At 59.2% G+C, this 16126-nt stretch carries 10 protein-coding genes and 5 pseudogenes; 12 read left to right on the forward strand and 3 right to left on the reverse strand.

What is annotated here, in order from left to right; all coding sequences use genetic code 11:
- Positions 1-5: 5 nt before the first annotated feature.
- The 6 genes from EJ077_RS01495 to EJ077_RS01520 all read left to right on the forward strand — a co-directional run bounded on the left by EJ077_RS01495 (position 6) and on the right by EJ077_RS01520 (position 6479).
- Positions 6-947 carry an ABC transporter permease gene (locus tag EJ077_RS01495; RefSeq protein ID WP_208699306.1) on the forward strand — a complete coding sequence of 314 codons (942 nt, stop codon included), beginning with the start codon at positions 6-8 and terminating at the stop codon, positions 945-947.
- 1 nt (position 948) lies between these two features.
- Entirely contained in the window at positions 949-1830 is an 882-nt protein-coding gene (locus EJ077_RS01500; protein WP_208699308.1) for an ABC transporter permease, read from the forward strand.
- Positions 1831-1837: 7 nt separating this feature from the next.
- Positions 1838-2839, forward strand: a complete 1002-nt coding sequence (locus EJ077_RS01505; RefSeq protein ID WP_208702885.1) for an ABC transporter ATP-binding protein — start codon at positions 1838-1840, stop codon at positions 2837-2839.
- On the forward strand, positions 2836-3861 hold the full coding sequence (locus tag EJ077_RS01510; protein ID WP_208699310.1) for an ABC transporter ATP-binding protein: 1026 nt from the start codon (positions 2836-2838) through the stop codon (positions 3859-3861). Before EJ077_RS01505 ends, EJ077_RS01510 begins: the two co-directional genes overlap by 4 nt.
- Positions 3862-3942: 81 nt before the next feature.
- Positions 3943-5304 carry a CapA family protein gene (locus tag EJ077_RS01515; protein WP_208702886.1) on the forward strand — a complete coding sequence of 454 codons (1362 nt, stop codon included), beginning with the start codon at positions 3943-3945 and terminating at the stop codon, positions 5302-5304.
- Between the two features lie 176 nt (positions 5305-5480).
- Positions 5481-6479, forward strand: a complete 999-nt coding sequence (locus EJ077_RS01520; protein ID WP_208699312.1) for a succinylglutamate desuccinylase/aspartoacylase family protein — start codon at positions 5481-5483, stop codon at positions 6477-6479.
- A gap of 84 nt (positions 6480-6563) precedes the next feature.
- Here the strand turns inward: EJ077_RS01520 and EJ077_RS01525 are convergent.
- A pseudogene (locus EJ077_RS01525) lies at positions 6564-7858 on the reverse strand (ATP-grasp domain-containing protein).
- A 601-nt stretch (positions 7859-8459) separates the two neighbouring features.
- On the opposite strand from EJ077_RS01525, the pseudogene EJ077_RS01530 reads away from it, so the two are divergent.
- The 3 pseudogenes from EJ077_RS01530 to EJ077_RS01540 all read left to right on the forward strand — a co-directional run.
- Positions 8460-8624 (forward strand): annotated as a pseudogene (locus EJ077_RS01530) (ATP-binding protein); the annotation flags it as partial.
- Positions 8625-8827: 203 nt separating this feature from the next.
- Positions 8828-9144, forward strand: a pseudogene (locus EJ077_RS01535) (IS21 family transposase); the annotation flags it as partial.
- A 20-nt stretch (positions 9145-9164) separates the two neighbouring features.
- Positions 9165-9572, forward strand: a pseudogene (locus EJ077_RS01540) (ATP-binding protein); the annotation flags it as partial.
- 294 nt (positions 9573-9866) lie between these two features.
- Here the strand turns inward: EJ077_RS01540 and istB are convergent.
- A pseudogene (gene istB / locus EJ077_RS01545) lies at positions 9867-10625 on the reverse strand (IS21-like element helper ATPase IstB); the annotation flags it as partial.
- 16 nt (positions 10626-10641) lie between these two features.
- The gene (gene istA, locus EJ077_RS01550; protein ID WP_208699314.1) at positions 10642-12189 is read right to left on the reverse strand and encodes an IS21 family transposase; all 1548 of its coding nucleotides are present in this window, start codon (positions 12187-12189) and stop codon (positions 10642-10644) included.
- Between the two features lie 174 nt (positions 12190-12363).
- On the opposite strand from istA, the gene EJ077_RS32690 reads away from it, so the two are divergent.
- The 3 genes from EJ077_RS32690 (at position 12364) to EJ077_RS01565 (ending at position 16076) form a co-directional block, all read left to right on the forward strand.
- Positions 12364-12708 carry a M24 family metallopeptidase gene (locus EJ077_RS32690; RefSeq protein ID WP_208699316.1) on the forward strand — a complete coding sequence of 115 codons (345 nt, stop codon included), beginning with the start codon at positions 12364-12366 and terminating at the stop codon, positions 12706-12708.
- A 689-nt stretch (positions 12709-13397) separates the two neighbouring features.
- Complete coding sequence (locus EJ077_RS01560; RefSeq protein WP_208699318.1) at positions 13398-14393, forward strand: succinylglutamate desuccinylase/aspartoacylase family protein; 996 nt, start codon at positions 13398-13400, stop codon at positions 14391-14393.
- 951 nt (positions 14394-15344) lie between these two features.
- Positions 15345-16076 (forward strand): hypothetical protein, encoded by a 732-nt coding sequence (locus EJ077_RS01565; protein WP_208699320.1) that lies wholly within the window; start codon positions 15345-15347, stop codon positions 16074-16076.
- Positions 16077-16126 lie beyond the last annotated feature (50 nt).

Raw genomic sequence — 16126 nt, forward strand, 5'->3', positions numbered from 1 at the left:
GCACTGTGGCTGGTTACATCTTTCGCAGGCTGGTTTCGGCCATCGCTGTCATGGCGATGGTCGGGGTCTTCGTGTTCCTGCTTCTCCGGCTGGCGCCAGGTGACCCGGCGGCGATGATGGCTGGCCGGTCGGCGACGGAGGAGATGATCGCCGGCATCCGCGAAAAGCTGAGCCTGAACGATCCCTTGCCAGTTCAGTTCATACATTGGGTGCGCGACATGCTCAGCGGCGATTTCGGCACCTCGATCTTTGCCGGACGACCGGTTCTCGAACTCATGTCGCAGCGGCTTGAGCCGACTCTTTCCCTGTCGATCTTGACGATGATCCTTTCAGTGACGGTAGGAGTTTCTTTCGGCATCTTGGCCGCGTGGCGGAGTGGTGGACCAATCGACCGCGTCCTCACTGCATTTTCAGCGCTTGGGTTTTCGGTTCCAGTCTTCGTTGTTGGCTACTTTCTCGTCTACTTCTTCGCGATGCGGGCGCAGTGGTTGCCGGTTCAGGGATACAAGCCCATTAGCCAAGGCCTCGGGTCCTGGTCTGAGCACCTGATCCTGCCAACGGTTGCTTTAAGTGTTGCCTACATTGCATTTATTGCCCGGATCACGCGCGCGAGCATGCTCGAGGTTCTTTCTGAAGACTATATGCGAACGGCCGCCGCCAAGGGCGCTTCGTCCTACGCCATGCTTTTCCATCATGCCCTGAAGAATGCCGGCGTCCCGATCCTGACCGTCATCGGAATTAGCTTCGCCTATCTCATCGGCGGAGTCGTCCTCACGGAGACGGTGTTCAACATACCCGGTATTGGTCGTCTGGTCGTGGATGCGATCAACAATCGCGACTATCCCATCATTCAGAGCGTGCTTATCCTGACTTCGGGTCTGTACGTCTTTATCAACCTGACGGTCGATCTCGCCTACACGCTGATCGATCCCCGCATCCGGTACTGATATGACGCTCCTCTCAGCACCGGTTGAAGCCGTGCCGATGGGCCGGCTGCAATTATCCGACCTTCCCCGCGTAGCCAAGCGGTACCCGCTGGTCTTGATAGGCGGCGGACTCCTCACGCTCCTGATCATTCTGGCGGTCGCTGCCCCACTTTACGCCGGCGACCCGGTGAACATAAATCCGTTCAAGCGCCTCCAGCCGCCCTCGGCCGAAATGTGGTTTGGAAGCGACAATCTGGGCCGGGACGTCTTTGCGCGAACGATCTTCGGTGCTCGCATCTCGCTTATGGTCGGATTGTTGTCGGCGGGGTGCGCGGCTCTTGCCGGGCTTCTGATCGGAATCGTCGCCGGCTACAGCCGCAGCTTTGACAACATGGTCATGCGCATCATGGACGGTCTGATGTCCATCCCAACGATTCTGTTGGCCATCGCCCTCATTTCCCTGACAGGGCCCGGCATTGGTATCCTTATTGTCGCCATCGCAATACCCGAGACGCCGGCCGTCGCGCGGCTGGTTCGTTCGGTGGTTCTGGGGGTTCGCGAGCGTCCCTATGTGGAGGCCGCCCTCTGTGGCGGGGCGCGTCTGCCGAGGGTGCTGTGGCGGCATATCCTGCCAAGTACCGTTCCTGCGCTGATGGTCCAAGCAGCTACTGTCTGCGCGAGCGCGATCCTGACGGAGGCTGGGCTGAGTTTTCTCGGGGTGGGCGTACCGCCCGAGATTCCGAGCTGGGGCAACATGATCGCCAGTTCCCGTCTCTATCTCGCCATTGCGCCGTTGACGATTTTCGCCCCTGGTATTTGCCTTGCCGTCACGGTCCTTGCCGTCAATCTGCTCGGGGACGGCCTGCGCGACCTATTCGATCCCCGCACCAAGCGGAGGCGCTGACGTGCAGATGCATCAAACGATAGCGAATGACGTGCTTCTTGACGTTCGCGACCTAGAGACGCACTTTTATGGCGAAGAGAGCGTCACCCGTGCCCTGGGCGGCGTCAGCTTCCAGGTCAAAAAAGGCGAGACGCTCGGCGTCGTCGGCGAATCCGGTTGTGGAAAGAGCGTCGCCGCTCTCTCCATACTTCGGCTCCTGCCGAAGCTGACCGCCAGGACCGTCCGCGGCGAGGTGCGCTTTCGCGGGCGCGACCTGCTTGAACTGTCAGACCGGGAGATGCGACAGATCCGTGGCGACCAGATCGCCATGATCTTCCAGGACCCGATGACCAGCCTGAATCCGGTCTATACAATCGGCCACCAGATCGCCGAAGCAGTGCAGATCCACACGAAAGCATCCCGCTCAGTGGCTGCGGCGAAGGCCGAAGAGATGCTGCGTCTTGTCCGCATCGCGGATCCGGAGCGTCGCGTCGACAACTATCCCCATGAAATGTCAGGCGGCATGCGCCAACGCGCCATGATCGCTATGGCTCTGGCCTGCGCGCCGGAACTGTTGATTGCCGATGAGCCGACCACGGCGCTTGACGTCACCATCCAGGCTCAGATCCTGCGGCTCATCGTTGATCTCAAAGAGCGGACGGGAACGGCCGTGATGTTCATCACGCACGATCTGGGCGTTGTAGCCGAGACATGCCAACGCGTAATCGTGATGTATGCTGGCCGGATCGTCGAACAGGCGAGTGTGATAGATCTGTTTGCGCGTCCAGCGCATCCTTACACCCAGGGCCTCATGCGATCGGTGCCGGATCCGCGGCGCGGCCGCCAGCGTCGCCTTCCAGAAATTCCTGGAGTCGTGCCAAACCTGCGAGAGCCCATTATCGGCTGCAGCTTTGCCCCTCGCTGCCCGTTCGCGATTGATATTTGCCGAGAGAAAACACCCATCCTGCGTGATGTCGGGTCGAGCCACGACGCAGCATGCTGGCGCGCCGAAGAGGTGATGGCCACATGACCGGTCCTCTGCTGAAAGTCGAGAACCTGACCAAGCATTATCCGCTTGGCTCGGGAATCTTCAAGAAAAGCATTCCGGTGATCCGGGCGGTGGAGGATGTATCCTTTTCTGTCGAACCGGGCGAGACGCTTTGCATCGTCGGCGAATCCGGCTGCGGCAAGTCGACCGTGGCGCGGCTCCTGATGCGGCTCGTCGAGCCGACGGTCGGGCGCGTGCTGATCGACGGGATCGACATAGCAGGCCTTAAGAAGGACGCCCTTCACGCGTGGCGCCGTCGGATGCAGATGGTCTTTCAGGATCCTTACTCGTCGCTCAATCCTCGGCTTACCGCTGGACAGATCATCACCGAACCTGTCGAGAATTTTGAGCGCCTCAGCCGGAAGCAGCGAAACGCGCTTGCCGCGGACCTTCTCCGAAAAGTCGGAATGTCGCCCGAGATGATGCACAGGCTGCCCTCCGAATTGTCGGGCGGTCAGCGCCAGCGGCTCGGCATTGCACGCGCCCTGTCGCTCAACCCCTCTCTCATCATTGCTGACGAAGCGGTGTCAGCCCTCGACGTCTCCGTGCAGGCGCAGATCTTGAATCTGCTTCTGGATCTCCAGCAGCAGATGGGCATCGCGTTCGTCTTCATCTCGCATGACCTCGGCGTCGTGGAGCATATCGGGCATCGCGTGGCGGTCATGTATCTGGGGCGGATAGTGGAGTTCGCCTCGAGCGAGGTGGTCTTCGCCAAGCCGGTGCACCCGTACACCGAGGCGCTGATTGCGGCCGCTCCGGTGCCGGATCCGACTCGGATTCGGCTGGAGGCGCCCGTCGACGGCGAGGTGCCGAGCCCCATCAACCCGCCGGCTGGCTGCGCGTTCCATCCGCGTTGCCCGCTCGCCATCGAGCGCTGCCGCATCGAAGTGCCGCCTTTGATGCCGATGGCAGACGGACGCGTGGTGGCATGTCATGTGCGCGCTCCGGCCATGGGGATGCCAGCGCCTGCGGCGGCCAATTCTTCGGTCACTCCCGTCGCTTAGCCACCGGACTTGGGCACCGCACAGATACGAACACGGAAAATGGCCAAATACGGCAGGAACAAGCGGGACGAGGAGAAATCTATGAGGAACGAGAACGCTCGTCATTCGATCAACGGGGCACCCGGATATGATGTGGTCGGGTCGATTGCAACGAACGTCGCGGACGGCTTCACGATGGTCGCGGTTGGCGACCTTATCGTATCACGAGCCGTGACCAAATCTCAGGAGTCTGGCTTCGGCGACGTCGTCAAGATCCTTCGCGATGCCGACACCACTTTTGGCAACCTGGAAGTCAACGCCTTCGATATCCGATCGTTCAATGGATACCCGCAGGCTGAATACGGCGGTGCGTATCACCTCAGCCTGCCAGAGGTAGGTCAAGACTTGAAGGCGATGGGATTCAACATACTTGGCCGCGCAAACAACCATTCATTTGACTGGGGCGTTGAAGGTATGCGCGAAACCAGTCGAGTGCTAGATCAAAACGGGATCATCCATGCAGGGGTGGGCGAAAATCTGGCACAAGCCGGTGCCGCCCGTTTTTTCGAGACCGCACGTGGTCGTGTGGCCTTGCTATCATGTGCTTCAACATTCAAACCGATGGCCCGTGCGGGCGATCCCGCTGGTGAGGCCCCAGGACGACCAGGACTGAACGCTCTTCGTTTAGCGGAAAGCATCGTGGTTTCGCCCGAAATGCTCGAAAATGTAAGGCTAATAAGTTCTGCCTTGCCTACCGACACCCCCTTCCGGGAAGATCCTCTTAAAGTCGTGCTCGCCGGAACAACCTATAAGGTTGGCGACAAGGTCGGATACAGTTTCGAACCAGACGCACGTGATGTCGCCGACATTCTACGAAACGTCCGGCGGGGCAAGCAGTTCTCCGATTTTTGCATAGTCGCGAACCACTGTCACGAGCCTGGGAACTGGAGCGACGAGCCGCCGGATTACGAACGATCCTTTGCTCATAGGCTGATCGATGCCGGGGCCGACGCATACATTGGCCATGGACCTCACCAATTGAGAGGTATCGAAATTTTTAAGGGTCGCCCGATCTTTTATAGCCTCGGAAATTTCTTCCAGGACGACTTGGGGACCCCTACGGGTGCCGAAATGTTCGGCGACTACGCCAAGGACCCTCGGGTCCACACGGATGCCGAGGTCAAGGTCGCAGAGATGGCCAGCTATTCAGACCCGGTTTTTTGGGAAAGCATCGTGGCGCGGAGCCAATTTAAGCAGAACCAGCTTGCCGAATTGCGGCTGTATCCGATTGAACTCGGTCGCTTGAGGAGATTTGCCGATCGCGGCGTCCCACGTCTAGTCAATCAGGAGCAAGCGAAGACCATTCTGAAGCGTCTACAGAAGCTCTCCGAGCCGTTTGGGACCGAGATCGCCATCGACAACGATGTCGGTGTGATAAGGCTGAAGCCTGGAGCATCACTATAAGGCACCTCTAGGCCCAAATTACCAGCCCTCGCGAAACACTTTGGATCATTGCGTCGCGATGTGCGGGCAAACCACGTCCCCGATTGAAAACTCGTGGCGCACCGCACCTCAGTGCCAAAGCTGATCGGAATCGGCGGAGATAGTCTCGTAGCTCAAATTTGAAGGAAATCTCGGCAATGAGCGAAGCACCACACCTTACGTTTGATCTCGACAAGCCCGGTATCAGCAACGGGCACCTTGTTGTCCCAAAAGGCGTCGATTGCGAAGCTCTTTCGCTTCCGGTCTTCAGTCTCAACAAGGGCGAGGGACCACGGCTCCTGATCACTGGCGGATGTCATGGCGATGAATTGGAAGGGCCGATTGTTGCGCGGCGACTTGTCGAGTGGCTTCCCGAAGCGCAAGCTTGTGGAAGAGTTGTAATCGCACCGGTGCTCAATCCACCAGCCGTAATGGCATGCAGCCGAAATACGCCGACCGACGGCTTAAATCTCAATCGAGTTTTTCCGGGCCGTAGCGACGGATCAGTAACCGAACGGATCGCGGATGCGGTTTCGCATATATTATTGCCATGTGCCGACATCGTCTTCGATCTGCACAGCTTTGGACTAGCGTGGGATTTCCCACCGTCGAGCACGACGCATCCAATTGCTGATCCCGTTCTCATGGCCAAGACGCTCCAAATGGCCGAGGCGTTCCAACTACCCATGACGTTGGTTTGGGAACATCCAGGTTCACCTGGAATGTTTGATACTTTGGCCCAAAAGCAGGGCAAGACATTCGTTTGCGCTGAATTCGGCGGCGGCACGGTCAGCTTCGACGCTATCGCGATCTACGAAGCTGGATTGCGCAACGCACTCATCGCGCTCGGACTCGTAGAAGGAAAGCCGGAGCATCCGACCTTTCGTCACCGGAAGTCCACCCAGACACTCGAAACGCGACGCTCGTCCGACGAACTGAAGTCGCCAGCGCGGGGCATCTTCGAACCTCGGTGCTCGGTCTTGGATGAAGTGAAGCTGGGAGATATCATAGGCGCTGTGTATCCGATGGATTCTTTGACGGCCGCCGCCATTTACATCCGTGCGCCTCAGGCATCCATTGTATACGCCATCCGATCCGGAACGTATGTCGACGTCGAGGAAGGAGTAGCGCTCGTTGCGCGACCGCTAAATCACTGAAGATGCTTCGATGTCTATAGATGTGGGAAGTACTAACCCTCATTGAGTTGCAACTCCCAAATTCTCGACCGCTTGAATGTTCTACTACGAGCACTTCTTGGGCGGCGGCACGTCCGCCGGTGCCAAAACGTCAGGTGCCGCTGATGGTCTTTGTTCGCCAAGAAACGGAGCGATCGACCAATTGATCAAGGCAGCCGCACGCTCAAGTATATCATCCGTCTGAGCAAGACGGGGTGAGGCGGCAATGACATGTCCGATGCGATCACGGTAATCTCCTTTTATGGCGATCGGCGTCTTGGGTCTAACATACCACTCAACCTCGACAACACCTGCTAGGGCAGCCGCATCACGATCGCCGGTGATCCAATCGAGGGTGCCATCGCGATCAGGAACTAGGAACCGCGCGCCGGCCGTATGGGAATGTCTTTTTTGCAAATCCCATTCCTCGCCGATCACAAGCTTGATGTGCTGGGCGACCAAGTCGACGCCGTAAGCCAACTGGACCAGCCGAGGATTAGGCCCCCCGCAAGCCGCGGATTGACTTCAATGACGACTGGGCCGCGCTTCGTCAAACGAAATTCAATGTTGCTTGGCCCCCAGCCAAGCTTGAGCGCTCGCAAACAGCTCAGCGAAACGTCGGCGATACGTTTATGGTCTTCCTCATTCAGCGCGGCCGGATGGGTGTACTCACGAAACACGAAATGCGGCGGGCGGCCGAATTTGCCAGCGGCAATACCAATGACCTCATCTCCCATGAGGTCAACGGCATAGTGTGGACCTTGCGCGAATTCTTCGACCAGTATTCCCGGCGAGGACCGCCTTAGATGGTGGGTCCCGCCCAACAGTGTCGCATGTTCCGCCAACTCATCGAAGTTGCGGCACAATAGGACTCCAATGCTGCCGCTACCTAAGGCGGGCTTAAGAACCACCGGCAACCCTATGTCCACGGCAGCGCTTTCAATTTCCATCGCATTCGCTGCCAAGCGGTAAGCAGGAATTGGAACGCCAGCCTCCGCGAGGACCTGACGTTGAGTGAATTTGTTGCAGCATCGTTCAATCGATGGGGGGTTAGGTCCCGGTAAACCCAAGTACTGACAGAGCTTACCCACTGTCGCATAGACCGACTCGTCGTCCCCCGCGAAACCAGTAATGCCAGCAATGTCATATGTCGCACCTAGCCGCGAACATTCATGGATAAGCGCATCTAGATTGTCTGTCTCGACACGGATTGCCTCACCACCTTCCGACGCAAGATAATCGTACTGAGCTGGGTCAGCCGACATTGTAATTGGATGAAGACCAAGGCGTCGTGCTGCGTTTAAGTATAGTAGACCGATCCGACTATGGCCTTCAAGCAGGATAAGCGCTCTTCTTGTCACTGGCTGTTCTCTCCGTTTGCGTGCTGCGGCGGCCTGAGCATAAATTGGAGGCGGCATTTCATTCCTGCCTTGACCCCAAATCTCGTGCTGAAGGTAACATTGTCAGCAATTTGTGTTTGCAAAGGTTCTGTGATTTTTGTGGCGAGCCCAACAGGACCGAAGAAATGTTCGTCGGGGGTACCGTCGTGCGGGTGGAGAACGTCGCTGATACCTATAGCCGATGCCCAGAAGAGAGCCTTCGCGGGTCTTGTGTTCCAGGCCCGCGCTTCGCAGATAGTCCGGAGAGGATCCCAGAGGCGGAACGTCCTTGTCAGCCACTGGGAACTGATCCGGCGTTGCGGGATATTTTAATCGAGAATTGTCTAAAGTTTGAACCTCGCCCTGCGTTGTTTCAACGGGGCTACCGAGTGATCGACATGTGGAGCGTGATCCGACGCTGGCATTTTCGAGAGCATTCATCGATCAGGGAAATTTGCCGCAGAACCGGCCCGCCCCGGAATGCCATCCGTATCCACGCCTGGACGGCGTGGAGCCTCCGGATTCTGCCGTGGACCCGGCCGCCAATTCCGATCAAAGACTGGTGAAGGGCGACGTGCGAATGGGCAGCGTGTTTGGCGATCCCGTGGTGGCAACGGCGATCCTTGATCGCTGCTTCATCATTCGACAGTGATAACCATCCGTGGCGACAGCTACCGGCTTCGCGCAAAGCGTCGTTCCGGCCTATTGCGGAAGGGCCGGAACGACGCTCGAGATCAAGGAAACCGCAAAACATCTTCGCTTGACACTTCATCCGGGCCACGTGGTAACGGACCGAGCAATCTCCCCCTTCGCTGTGCCTTGCGCCAATGCCTCGATTGCCATGCGAGACTCCAGGTCGAGCCGCCCATCCCTTAAAGGTCTGGGGCAACAAGATCAGCCGAGGACGACTGCCCGTAAATCTGGATGTCGCCTTATCCTTCACATCGCACGGATCTCGTGCGCAAGGTCCAGGCAGACTGCGCAATCGACCTGGACACGAACAGTTACTCGGTTCCCTGGCGGCTGATCGGGGAGAGCGTTCAAGTCGTGCTGCTGGGCGGCCGCGTTATCTGCGTCATGCGGGCGAGGTGGTGGCGGATCATGCCTTGTGCCGCGGACGTCGCCAACGGATCGACCAGCGCGCGCATCTTGCCGGCGTGGTCGGCGCTGCTGCGTTGGTACGATCGGCGCAGGCGGATATCGTTGCGCCTTCCGCGCTGTTGCGGCCATTGGCAGAATATGAAGCACTGGTGGGAGGCAGCTGGTGACGACGGCGGTCGATCACGAGATGCTGGTGGCTCAGCTCGACCGGCTGAAGCTGACCGCGATCCGGGACCAGCTCGATACGCTGCTGGACGAAGCGGCGCGTTCGCAAATGACCTTGCGCGAGGCTTTGGCCTTCCTGGTGACGCGCGAGATCGCGCGGCGCGACGAGCGGCGCATCTCTATGGCAGGCAAGATCGCGCAGTTCCCGTTTGTGCGCAAACTCGATGGCTTCGACTTCGACGCGCAGCCGTCGCTGGATCAGCGCCAAGTCCGGGAGCTGGCGACCTGCCGCTGGATTGCCCATGGCGACACGGTCCTGTTCCTTGGACCTCCGGGTACGGGCAAAACACATCTGGCGGTGGCTCTCGGGCGCGAGGCGATCCGGCAGAACCATAGCGTCCAGTTCGTCACGGCGGCCACGCTCGTGGCGATCGCTCCCGACCATTAGTGCGCGGTCATGACGGCTCTGCCTCACGACCTGCAGGAAAATACTGGCGGCAGCTATTCAATCAATGGCTGCCAAGGAAGGCAATGGGATCGCTTTGGCTCACACTACCATTTTGTTCGGGGAGCGAACAAAATTGCCGCACGCCGTGCCTACCGTGCGTATTTCGCAAAAGCCGGACAGGGGTTCCGCTAATTCCCGGACAGTAGTTTCGCTAATGTCGGGACAGTCTGGCGGCGTCGGTCCTTGGGTGCCTTTGTTGCGTTCATGGATGATTGATTCGCCGTTTTCGGCACCGGTCAAGAGGGGCGCGGCCTTTTGCTTTCGCATGCTGTCGCCCTGGAGCACGATGCGGTGGGCGTTGTGCACGATTCGGTCGAGAATGGCGTCGGCGACCGTGGGGTCTGCGATCAGGTCATGCCATCTGGCCACCGGGACCTGGGCGGTGATCAGGGTGGATTTGCGGCGATAGCGTTCCTCGACGATTTCGAACAGATGGAAGCGCTGCTGGTCGGTGAGGCTGTGGGTTCCGAAGTCATCGAGGATGAGCAGTTGCGCGCGGGTGAGTTTGTCGATGAGGCGTGGGAAGCGGCCATCGAGACGAGCGAGCGCCAAATCTCGAACAGGCGCGGCACGCGCACATAGAGCACGGAATGATCGAGCCGTGCCGCTTGCCGGCCGAAGGCGCAGGCCAGCCACGACTTGCCGGTTCCGGTCTGGCCGGTGACGATCAGGTTCTCATGCGCTTTCACCATTCGCCCTGGGCGAGCGCCATGGTACTGCGCCGGTCGAGTCCGCGCGGCGCGGCAAAGTCGATGTCCTCGATGCAGGCTTCGGGAAAGCGCAGCCTGGCTGAGGCGAGCCGGTTCCGGACGCGCTTGTCGGCCCGCATGGCGACCTCGCGGTCGAGCATCAGGCCGAGCCACTCGTCACGGCGAGATCGTTGGCGTTGTTGCGTTCGGCCAGTTCGCGCCAGGCGGCAGCCATGCCGGCCAGACCGAGGGCCTGCATCTGGTCGAGGGTGGGGTTCGTCAGCATTCTTTCTTCCTTTCCTTCACTGGTAATAGGTGGAGCCGCGGATGTTGGCGTGCTGGAGTGTCGGCTTTGCCGGTTCTGCGGAGCTGGCCCGGTCGAGGCCGGCTTTGAGGATGGCGGTGACGGAGGAGTAGGCGATCGCGTTGATCAGCAGCGCCCGCTCGCAGGCGGCATCGAGACGCTCCGGCCCATAGCGCGGCGCCAGCGACAGGATGCCCATGGCCGAGCGGTATCCCTGTTCCGGATGCGGCCGGTCGCGCATCATGCGCTCGACCAGGATGGCGGCGTTGGGGCCGATCCTGGCCGCCCGGCTGATCAGGCTGGCCGGCGTGGTGTTGGCGTAGCGCTGGTGCGCCTTGGGCATGTGTTCGTTGACGGTGACATGGCCGGAACGCTGCGAGCGACGGATATGGCTGGCGACACGCTGGTGATCGTGGAAGATCTCGACCACTCGATGCGTGAGCCGCACCTCGACGGTGCGCCCGATCAGCCGGTGCGGCACCGAATAGAAGGTCTTGTCGACCTCGACATGGTAGTCAGGATGGACCTTCGCCGACTTCCACTCGGCGTACTCGAACGGTGCCACCGGCAGCGGCTTCAAGGCAGCCCGCTCGATCTCCTCGAACAGTTCGCGGCGGCTTTGGCCGATATGGCGCATCGGCCGGTTGTTCAGCTCCTCGAGCAGTTCGGCGATCGCCGCGTTGAGCTCGGCGATCGAGAAGAAGGATCGGTTCCTCAGCCGCGCCAGAATCCAGCGCTCGACAATCAGCACCGCGCCTTCGACCTTGGCCTTGTCGCGCGGCTTGCGGCTGCGGGTCGGCAGGATGGTGGTGTCGTAGTGCTCGGCCATCGCGGCAAAGGTCGCGTTCAGCGTCGGCTCGAACCACAGCGCCTTGACGACACCGGCCTTCAGGTTGTCGCACACGATCGCTCTGGTGACGCCGCCGAAGAAGGCGAGCGCTCGCACCTGGCCCTCGATCCAGTCCGGCAGCTTCTGGCTGGAGCTGGCAAAGGCGAAGGTCAGGTTGGAGGCGCCCAGCACCGCGACAAAAATCTGCGCCGGGTAAATGACGCCAGTCGCCGGATCGATCACCGGCACCGTCTGCCCGGCATAGTCCGTCTGCATCACCGCGCCCGCCGCATGCCGATTGCGGAATGTCGCGCTCGTCCGGCGCTCGAAAGCGGCGAAGTGCTCGCAGAACCAGGTGTAGCCGTAGCCGTCGGGATGGGCGGCGCGATACTCCTGCCACAACAGCGTCAGCGTCACCCCCTTGCGCTTCAGCTCCCTGGCGATCAGCGCAAAGTCCGGTTCGCTCAGGTCTTGCGGCGGACGACCGGCACGGCCAAACAGCAGCCGCTCAAGTGTCGCGTCGTCGTGGCCCGGCGGCAGAGGCCAGCATGACAGCCCGGCCTCCCGCGCCCGTAGCAAATAGGTTGATACTGTCGTCTTGCTGATCTTCAGCCGTTCCGACACTTCACGCACCGAAAGACCCTGCTCATGGGTCAGGCGCAACATCGCTTGGATGTCCCTCACGCTCGTTCGTCTCGCTTGCTTCCGTCTCGGCATGGCCCCTCTCAACATCATCGTGAGAGGCCAAACTGCCAGAACGGCGCAGCCAAGAACCGACCGGTAAATCCGCTTCCGAAAACTGTCCGGGATTTAGCGGAATCGCTGTCCGCGAATTACTGAAATCACTGTCCGGGATTTAGCGAAAAGCGTGTCCGGGAATTACCGAAACACGTGCCTACCGCGCATTCAGTCAAGAAAGACGAGCCGGCCTTCTTAGAAGTCGCCGGATCGAAACATGGCTACGAAGCCTGGCTGGTACGATGCGCCGTTCTTGGCAGACACACCGAAACCGAATCTTTGCATGCCTTGGCGGAGGAGGTCATCGATGCCGTAGTCGCGGCCGCGAAACCGGGGGCAACTACTGGAAGCTTGGACGCTGCCGGGCGCAAGGTCCTCGACCGATCCGGCCGTCAAAGGGTGTTCCGCCAACGAACGGGATACCAAACCGGTTTATCAAGCGGACGCAGCGACCTCAGCTTGGAGCCAGTGGGAAGGAGACTCTTAAAAGCGGCATGACATTTCACATAACCAACATATTGTGCAGCGAAAGCGGCTACCTGTTTGGGACAGGGGCGCACATCCTGGTGACAGAGCGGGGGGCCGAACTGCTAAGCGACCCCCTAACACGCTGTACCGTGCATAAACCTCAGTAGTTCGGGATCACAATATACATCGCGCTGGGTCTATGGTTTCGTCGATTGTCGCCGGGATCGGCTGCACGGCGCAGACGCTGACGACTGGCTGAGAGAAGGCCTAGAGACCGACATCAGCGAGCGGTCCGTCGTGTCGACAGACGTTGGTCGAGAAGTTAAGGTCTCTGAGCGATAGTACCTAGAACTTCTTCAACTCGACATCCTGCAAAAGGCTTTGAGAATCACATTGTAGGCGATCCTCCATCCTTCGATGCCATTGCGAGCCTACGATAGCGGGTGGAAAGTTCGTTGAGGCACAAAGCTCACCCGAGATCGAATCGTCGGCGACCGTAGTAGGCATTCCGGCTGAAGTTATTGAGGACGCCATCCGGATATGGCAGCCTCACCGAAACCACACTGATAGCCATCTGGCAACGTGATGGGACCGTCCGGGACATTATATTGGCGAATTGGAGATTGCCGGGCGCATACTTCGAGAGCGGAGAATGCAAACGGGCAACAGCTCCGCAAAACGACCGCAATCGCGCCCGAATACTCGAAACAGGTTGAACGATGAGCGAAGCACCCCATCTTACGTTTGATCCCGATCTGCCCGGCACGAGCAAGGGACATCTTGTCGTCCCCGGAGGAACTGACCGAGGTGAGCTTCGGCTGCCTGTCTTTAGTCTTAACAAGGGAGAGGGACCGCGCCTTCTTATCACCGGCGGAAATCATGGCAATGAACTGGAGGGACCACTTGTCGCGCGAAGGCTTGTCGAGTGGCTACCAGAAGCGCAAACCTGTGGAAGGGTCATCGTCCTACCAGCCCTCAATCCTTTGGCCGTGGAGGCCTACAGCCGGAATACTCCGCTCGACGGGTTGAACCTCAATCGCGTGTTCCCTGGCCGCGCAGATGGTTCGGTCACCGAACGAATCGCGGAGGCAGTTTCGCGCGTGTTGTTGCCGATGGCCGATACCGTATTTGATCTGCACAGCTTTGGACCAACGTGGGATTTTCCGCCGGCCGCCACGACGCACCCGATCGCCGATCACAATCTCATGACAAGGACGGTGAGAATGGCGGAAGCGTTTAAATTGCCCCTGACTTTGGTCTGGGATTACAACGACACGGCTGGAATGTTCGATATCCTGGCCCACAACCATGGCAAGGTATTTGTTTGCACTGAATTCGGCGGCGGCACAGTCGGCGCTGATGATCTCGCGATCTACGAGATTGGAGTACGCAACGCGCTCATCGCGCTCGGGCTGGTCGAGGGTAGAGCCGAGTATCCAACGTTCCATCAACAGAAGTCCGGCCAAACACTCGAAACGCATTCGTCCGACGAGTTGAAATCGCCTGCAACGGGCATCTTCGAGCCTCGCTGCTCGGTGTTGGATGAAGTGAAGCAGGGAGATCTCATAGGCATCCTGCATCTGATGGATTCGCTGTCCACTGATTCTATTGATATCCTTGCACCGGGAGCATCCATTGTCGTGGCCATACGATCGGGGGCGCATGTCGAAATCAACGAAGGGTTAGCAATGGTTGCGCGACCACTGAAGATCTAAAACAGCTCAACGATCAACGGTCGTCATTCCCCGCAAACCAGCCACCTCCATCTATGTCGGAGGGCTGATGACATTGGGTTCAAGGCGCTTCGCGTTCCGCCATCTTCGCTCAGTATCGCTGACGCGATCCTTCCTGGAACCGGCTCAAATATGACATCGCGCGACCGGGCTGGGCACTACGGCTCGGCCACGACGCGCACAGCGAGGTGTTTACGACGGGTGCGCTATGCACTCTGAGTCAAGTCATGGATCACCGCGAGTCCCCTGATGAGCGGCAATCTTGTACCGGCGGCGACAGGCCTCTCGTCGAGGATAGCTTGGCGAAATCGGTAAACCGTGCCGGCCGGCCACAGGGTTCGGCGGTCGTCTCTCCCGGTCTTCGTCACCAGCTCTTGCTTATCCAAGGGCAGCCAACAGTTCGGCTTTGTTGACGAGCACCTCAATGGCGCTCGACAAAGTAGGGTCCACCACCGAGAAGGTTTTGCCATTGGGGTCTGGCAGGATTTGGCGTCTTCAGTCACAATGCCGAGCGATGTCTTTCCTTGAGGAGGTGCCCTATCCGCCCCAGTACAATCCAGATTTATATTTTTCGTATCCATTTCATCACTCTAACCCCAGAGCGTCCTGAGCGTTGCATGCCTTGCAGGGCTTCGCTTCTGGTACCGATAGCGGCCTAAGCCTATCTTTGAAATTATCTCGAAGTCAGATAATGGCGATATAAACAATGCATTTGACTACGCTAACTGCGCGGTCGATGTTTAGTGGAACGCAATCGCCCGAGCCATATTGTCCGCCGCGCCCCGCGAGGGCGTCTCAGTTCGTAGCCGGCGCGACTGCCCAATCTTGAGCACGTCTTCTGAACAATGAGGACATGCGTGGCGTTGAACATCGTCGACTCGACCGCGCAATCATTCGACGCGAATATCGCGCACTCAAGACGGAGGGTGAAAGATGATTGCCGGAGCCAGTGGATTCTCAACCAGAATTGACCCTGCCCAAGCATCGGCTACTGCGCTGCCCATTGGAATTCTCAGCCTTTGGGACGGTCATCCAACCAGTTCAGAATTGCAAACATTGGACGGTCGCCCTGTCATCTGTGAAAAAGTCCCCGGTGCATGGTGGCGGGCACTGCTCGATGACGACCCAGACCTTTATTGTGCTTACGCCGAAGCCGCCCGTCGCCTTGTCGACTGTGGCGCCACTGCGATTAGCTCCGACTGTGGCTATACCGCCCGATACCAGGAGGCCATCGCTGCCGCGGTGAAAGTGCCTGTGTCGACGGGGAGCCTCCTTTTAGCTCCGACCGTGATCCGCCATCTGCCCCCCCGCGCCAAACTCGGCGTCGTGGTCGCCCACGAGAAGTACATGGGTACCGATCTTCTGGGCATCATCCGGGCTCCTGAGGAACGCGCGCGAGTTGTAGTCGATGGCATCTCAGGCAGCATGCTTGTGGCGAGCGAACTGAAGCGTCCGACAGGGACGGCGCTGATCCCCGACTCTGACACAGAGCGACATCTCACAGAAGCCGTGCGGCGGCTTCGCGCTACTCATCCAGACATCGGCGGATTCATCTTTGAATGCACAGAGTTCCCAAAATTCGCACCGAAGCTGCGCCGCATGACGGGATTGCCCATCTATGACCACCATACGAGCCGGCGCATTATGCTTGGGGCGATAACCTGAGGGCGTCACACACGGCGATCTCAAATTGGTCAGGGAGGTGGACACCACCC

Source organism: Mesorhizobium sp. M8A.F.Ca.ET.057.01.1.1, assembly GCF_003952565.1.
Lineage (GTDB): Bacteria > Pseudomonadota > Alphaproteobacteria > Rhizobiales > Rhizobiaceae > Mesorhizobium.

Coding starts and splice junctions, on each gene's coding strand:
- EJ077_RS01560 (WP_208699318.1), top strand. CDS start 13,398: ATGAGCGAAGCACCCCATCTTACGTTTGATCCCGATCTGCCCGGCACG.
- EJ077_RS01500 (WP_208699308.1), top strand. CDS start 949: ATGACGCTCCTCTCAGCACCGGTTGAAGCCGTGCCGATGGGCCGGCTG.
- istA (WP_208699314.1), bottom strand. CDS start 12,189: ATGCCGAGACGGAAGCAAGCGAGACGAACGAGCGTGAGGGACATCCAA.
- EJ077_RS01520 (WP_208699312.1), top strand. CDS start 5,481: ATGAGCGAAGCACCACACCTTACGTTTGATCTCGACAAGCCCGGTATC.
- EJ077_RS01505 (WP_208702885.1), top strand. CDS start 1,838: ATGCATCAAACGATAGCGAATGACGTGCTTCTTGACGTTCGCGACCTA.
- EJ077_RS01515 (WP_208702886.1), top strand. CDS start 3,943: ATGAGGAACGAGAACGCTCGTCATTCGATCAACGGGGCACCCGGATAT.
- EJ077_RS01565 (WP_208699320.1), top strand. CDS start 15,345: ATGATTGCCGGAGCCAGTGGATTCTCAACCAGAATTGACCCTGCCCAA.
- EJ077_RS01510 (WP_208699310.1), top strand. CDS start 2,836: ATGACCGGTCCTCTGCTGAAAGTCGAGAACCTGACCAAGCATTATCCG.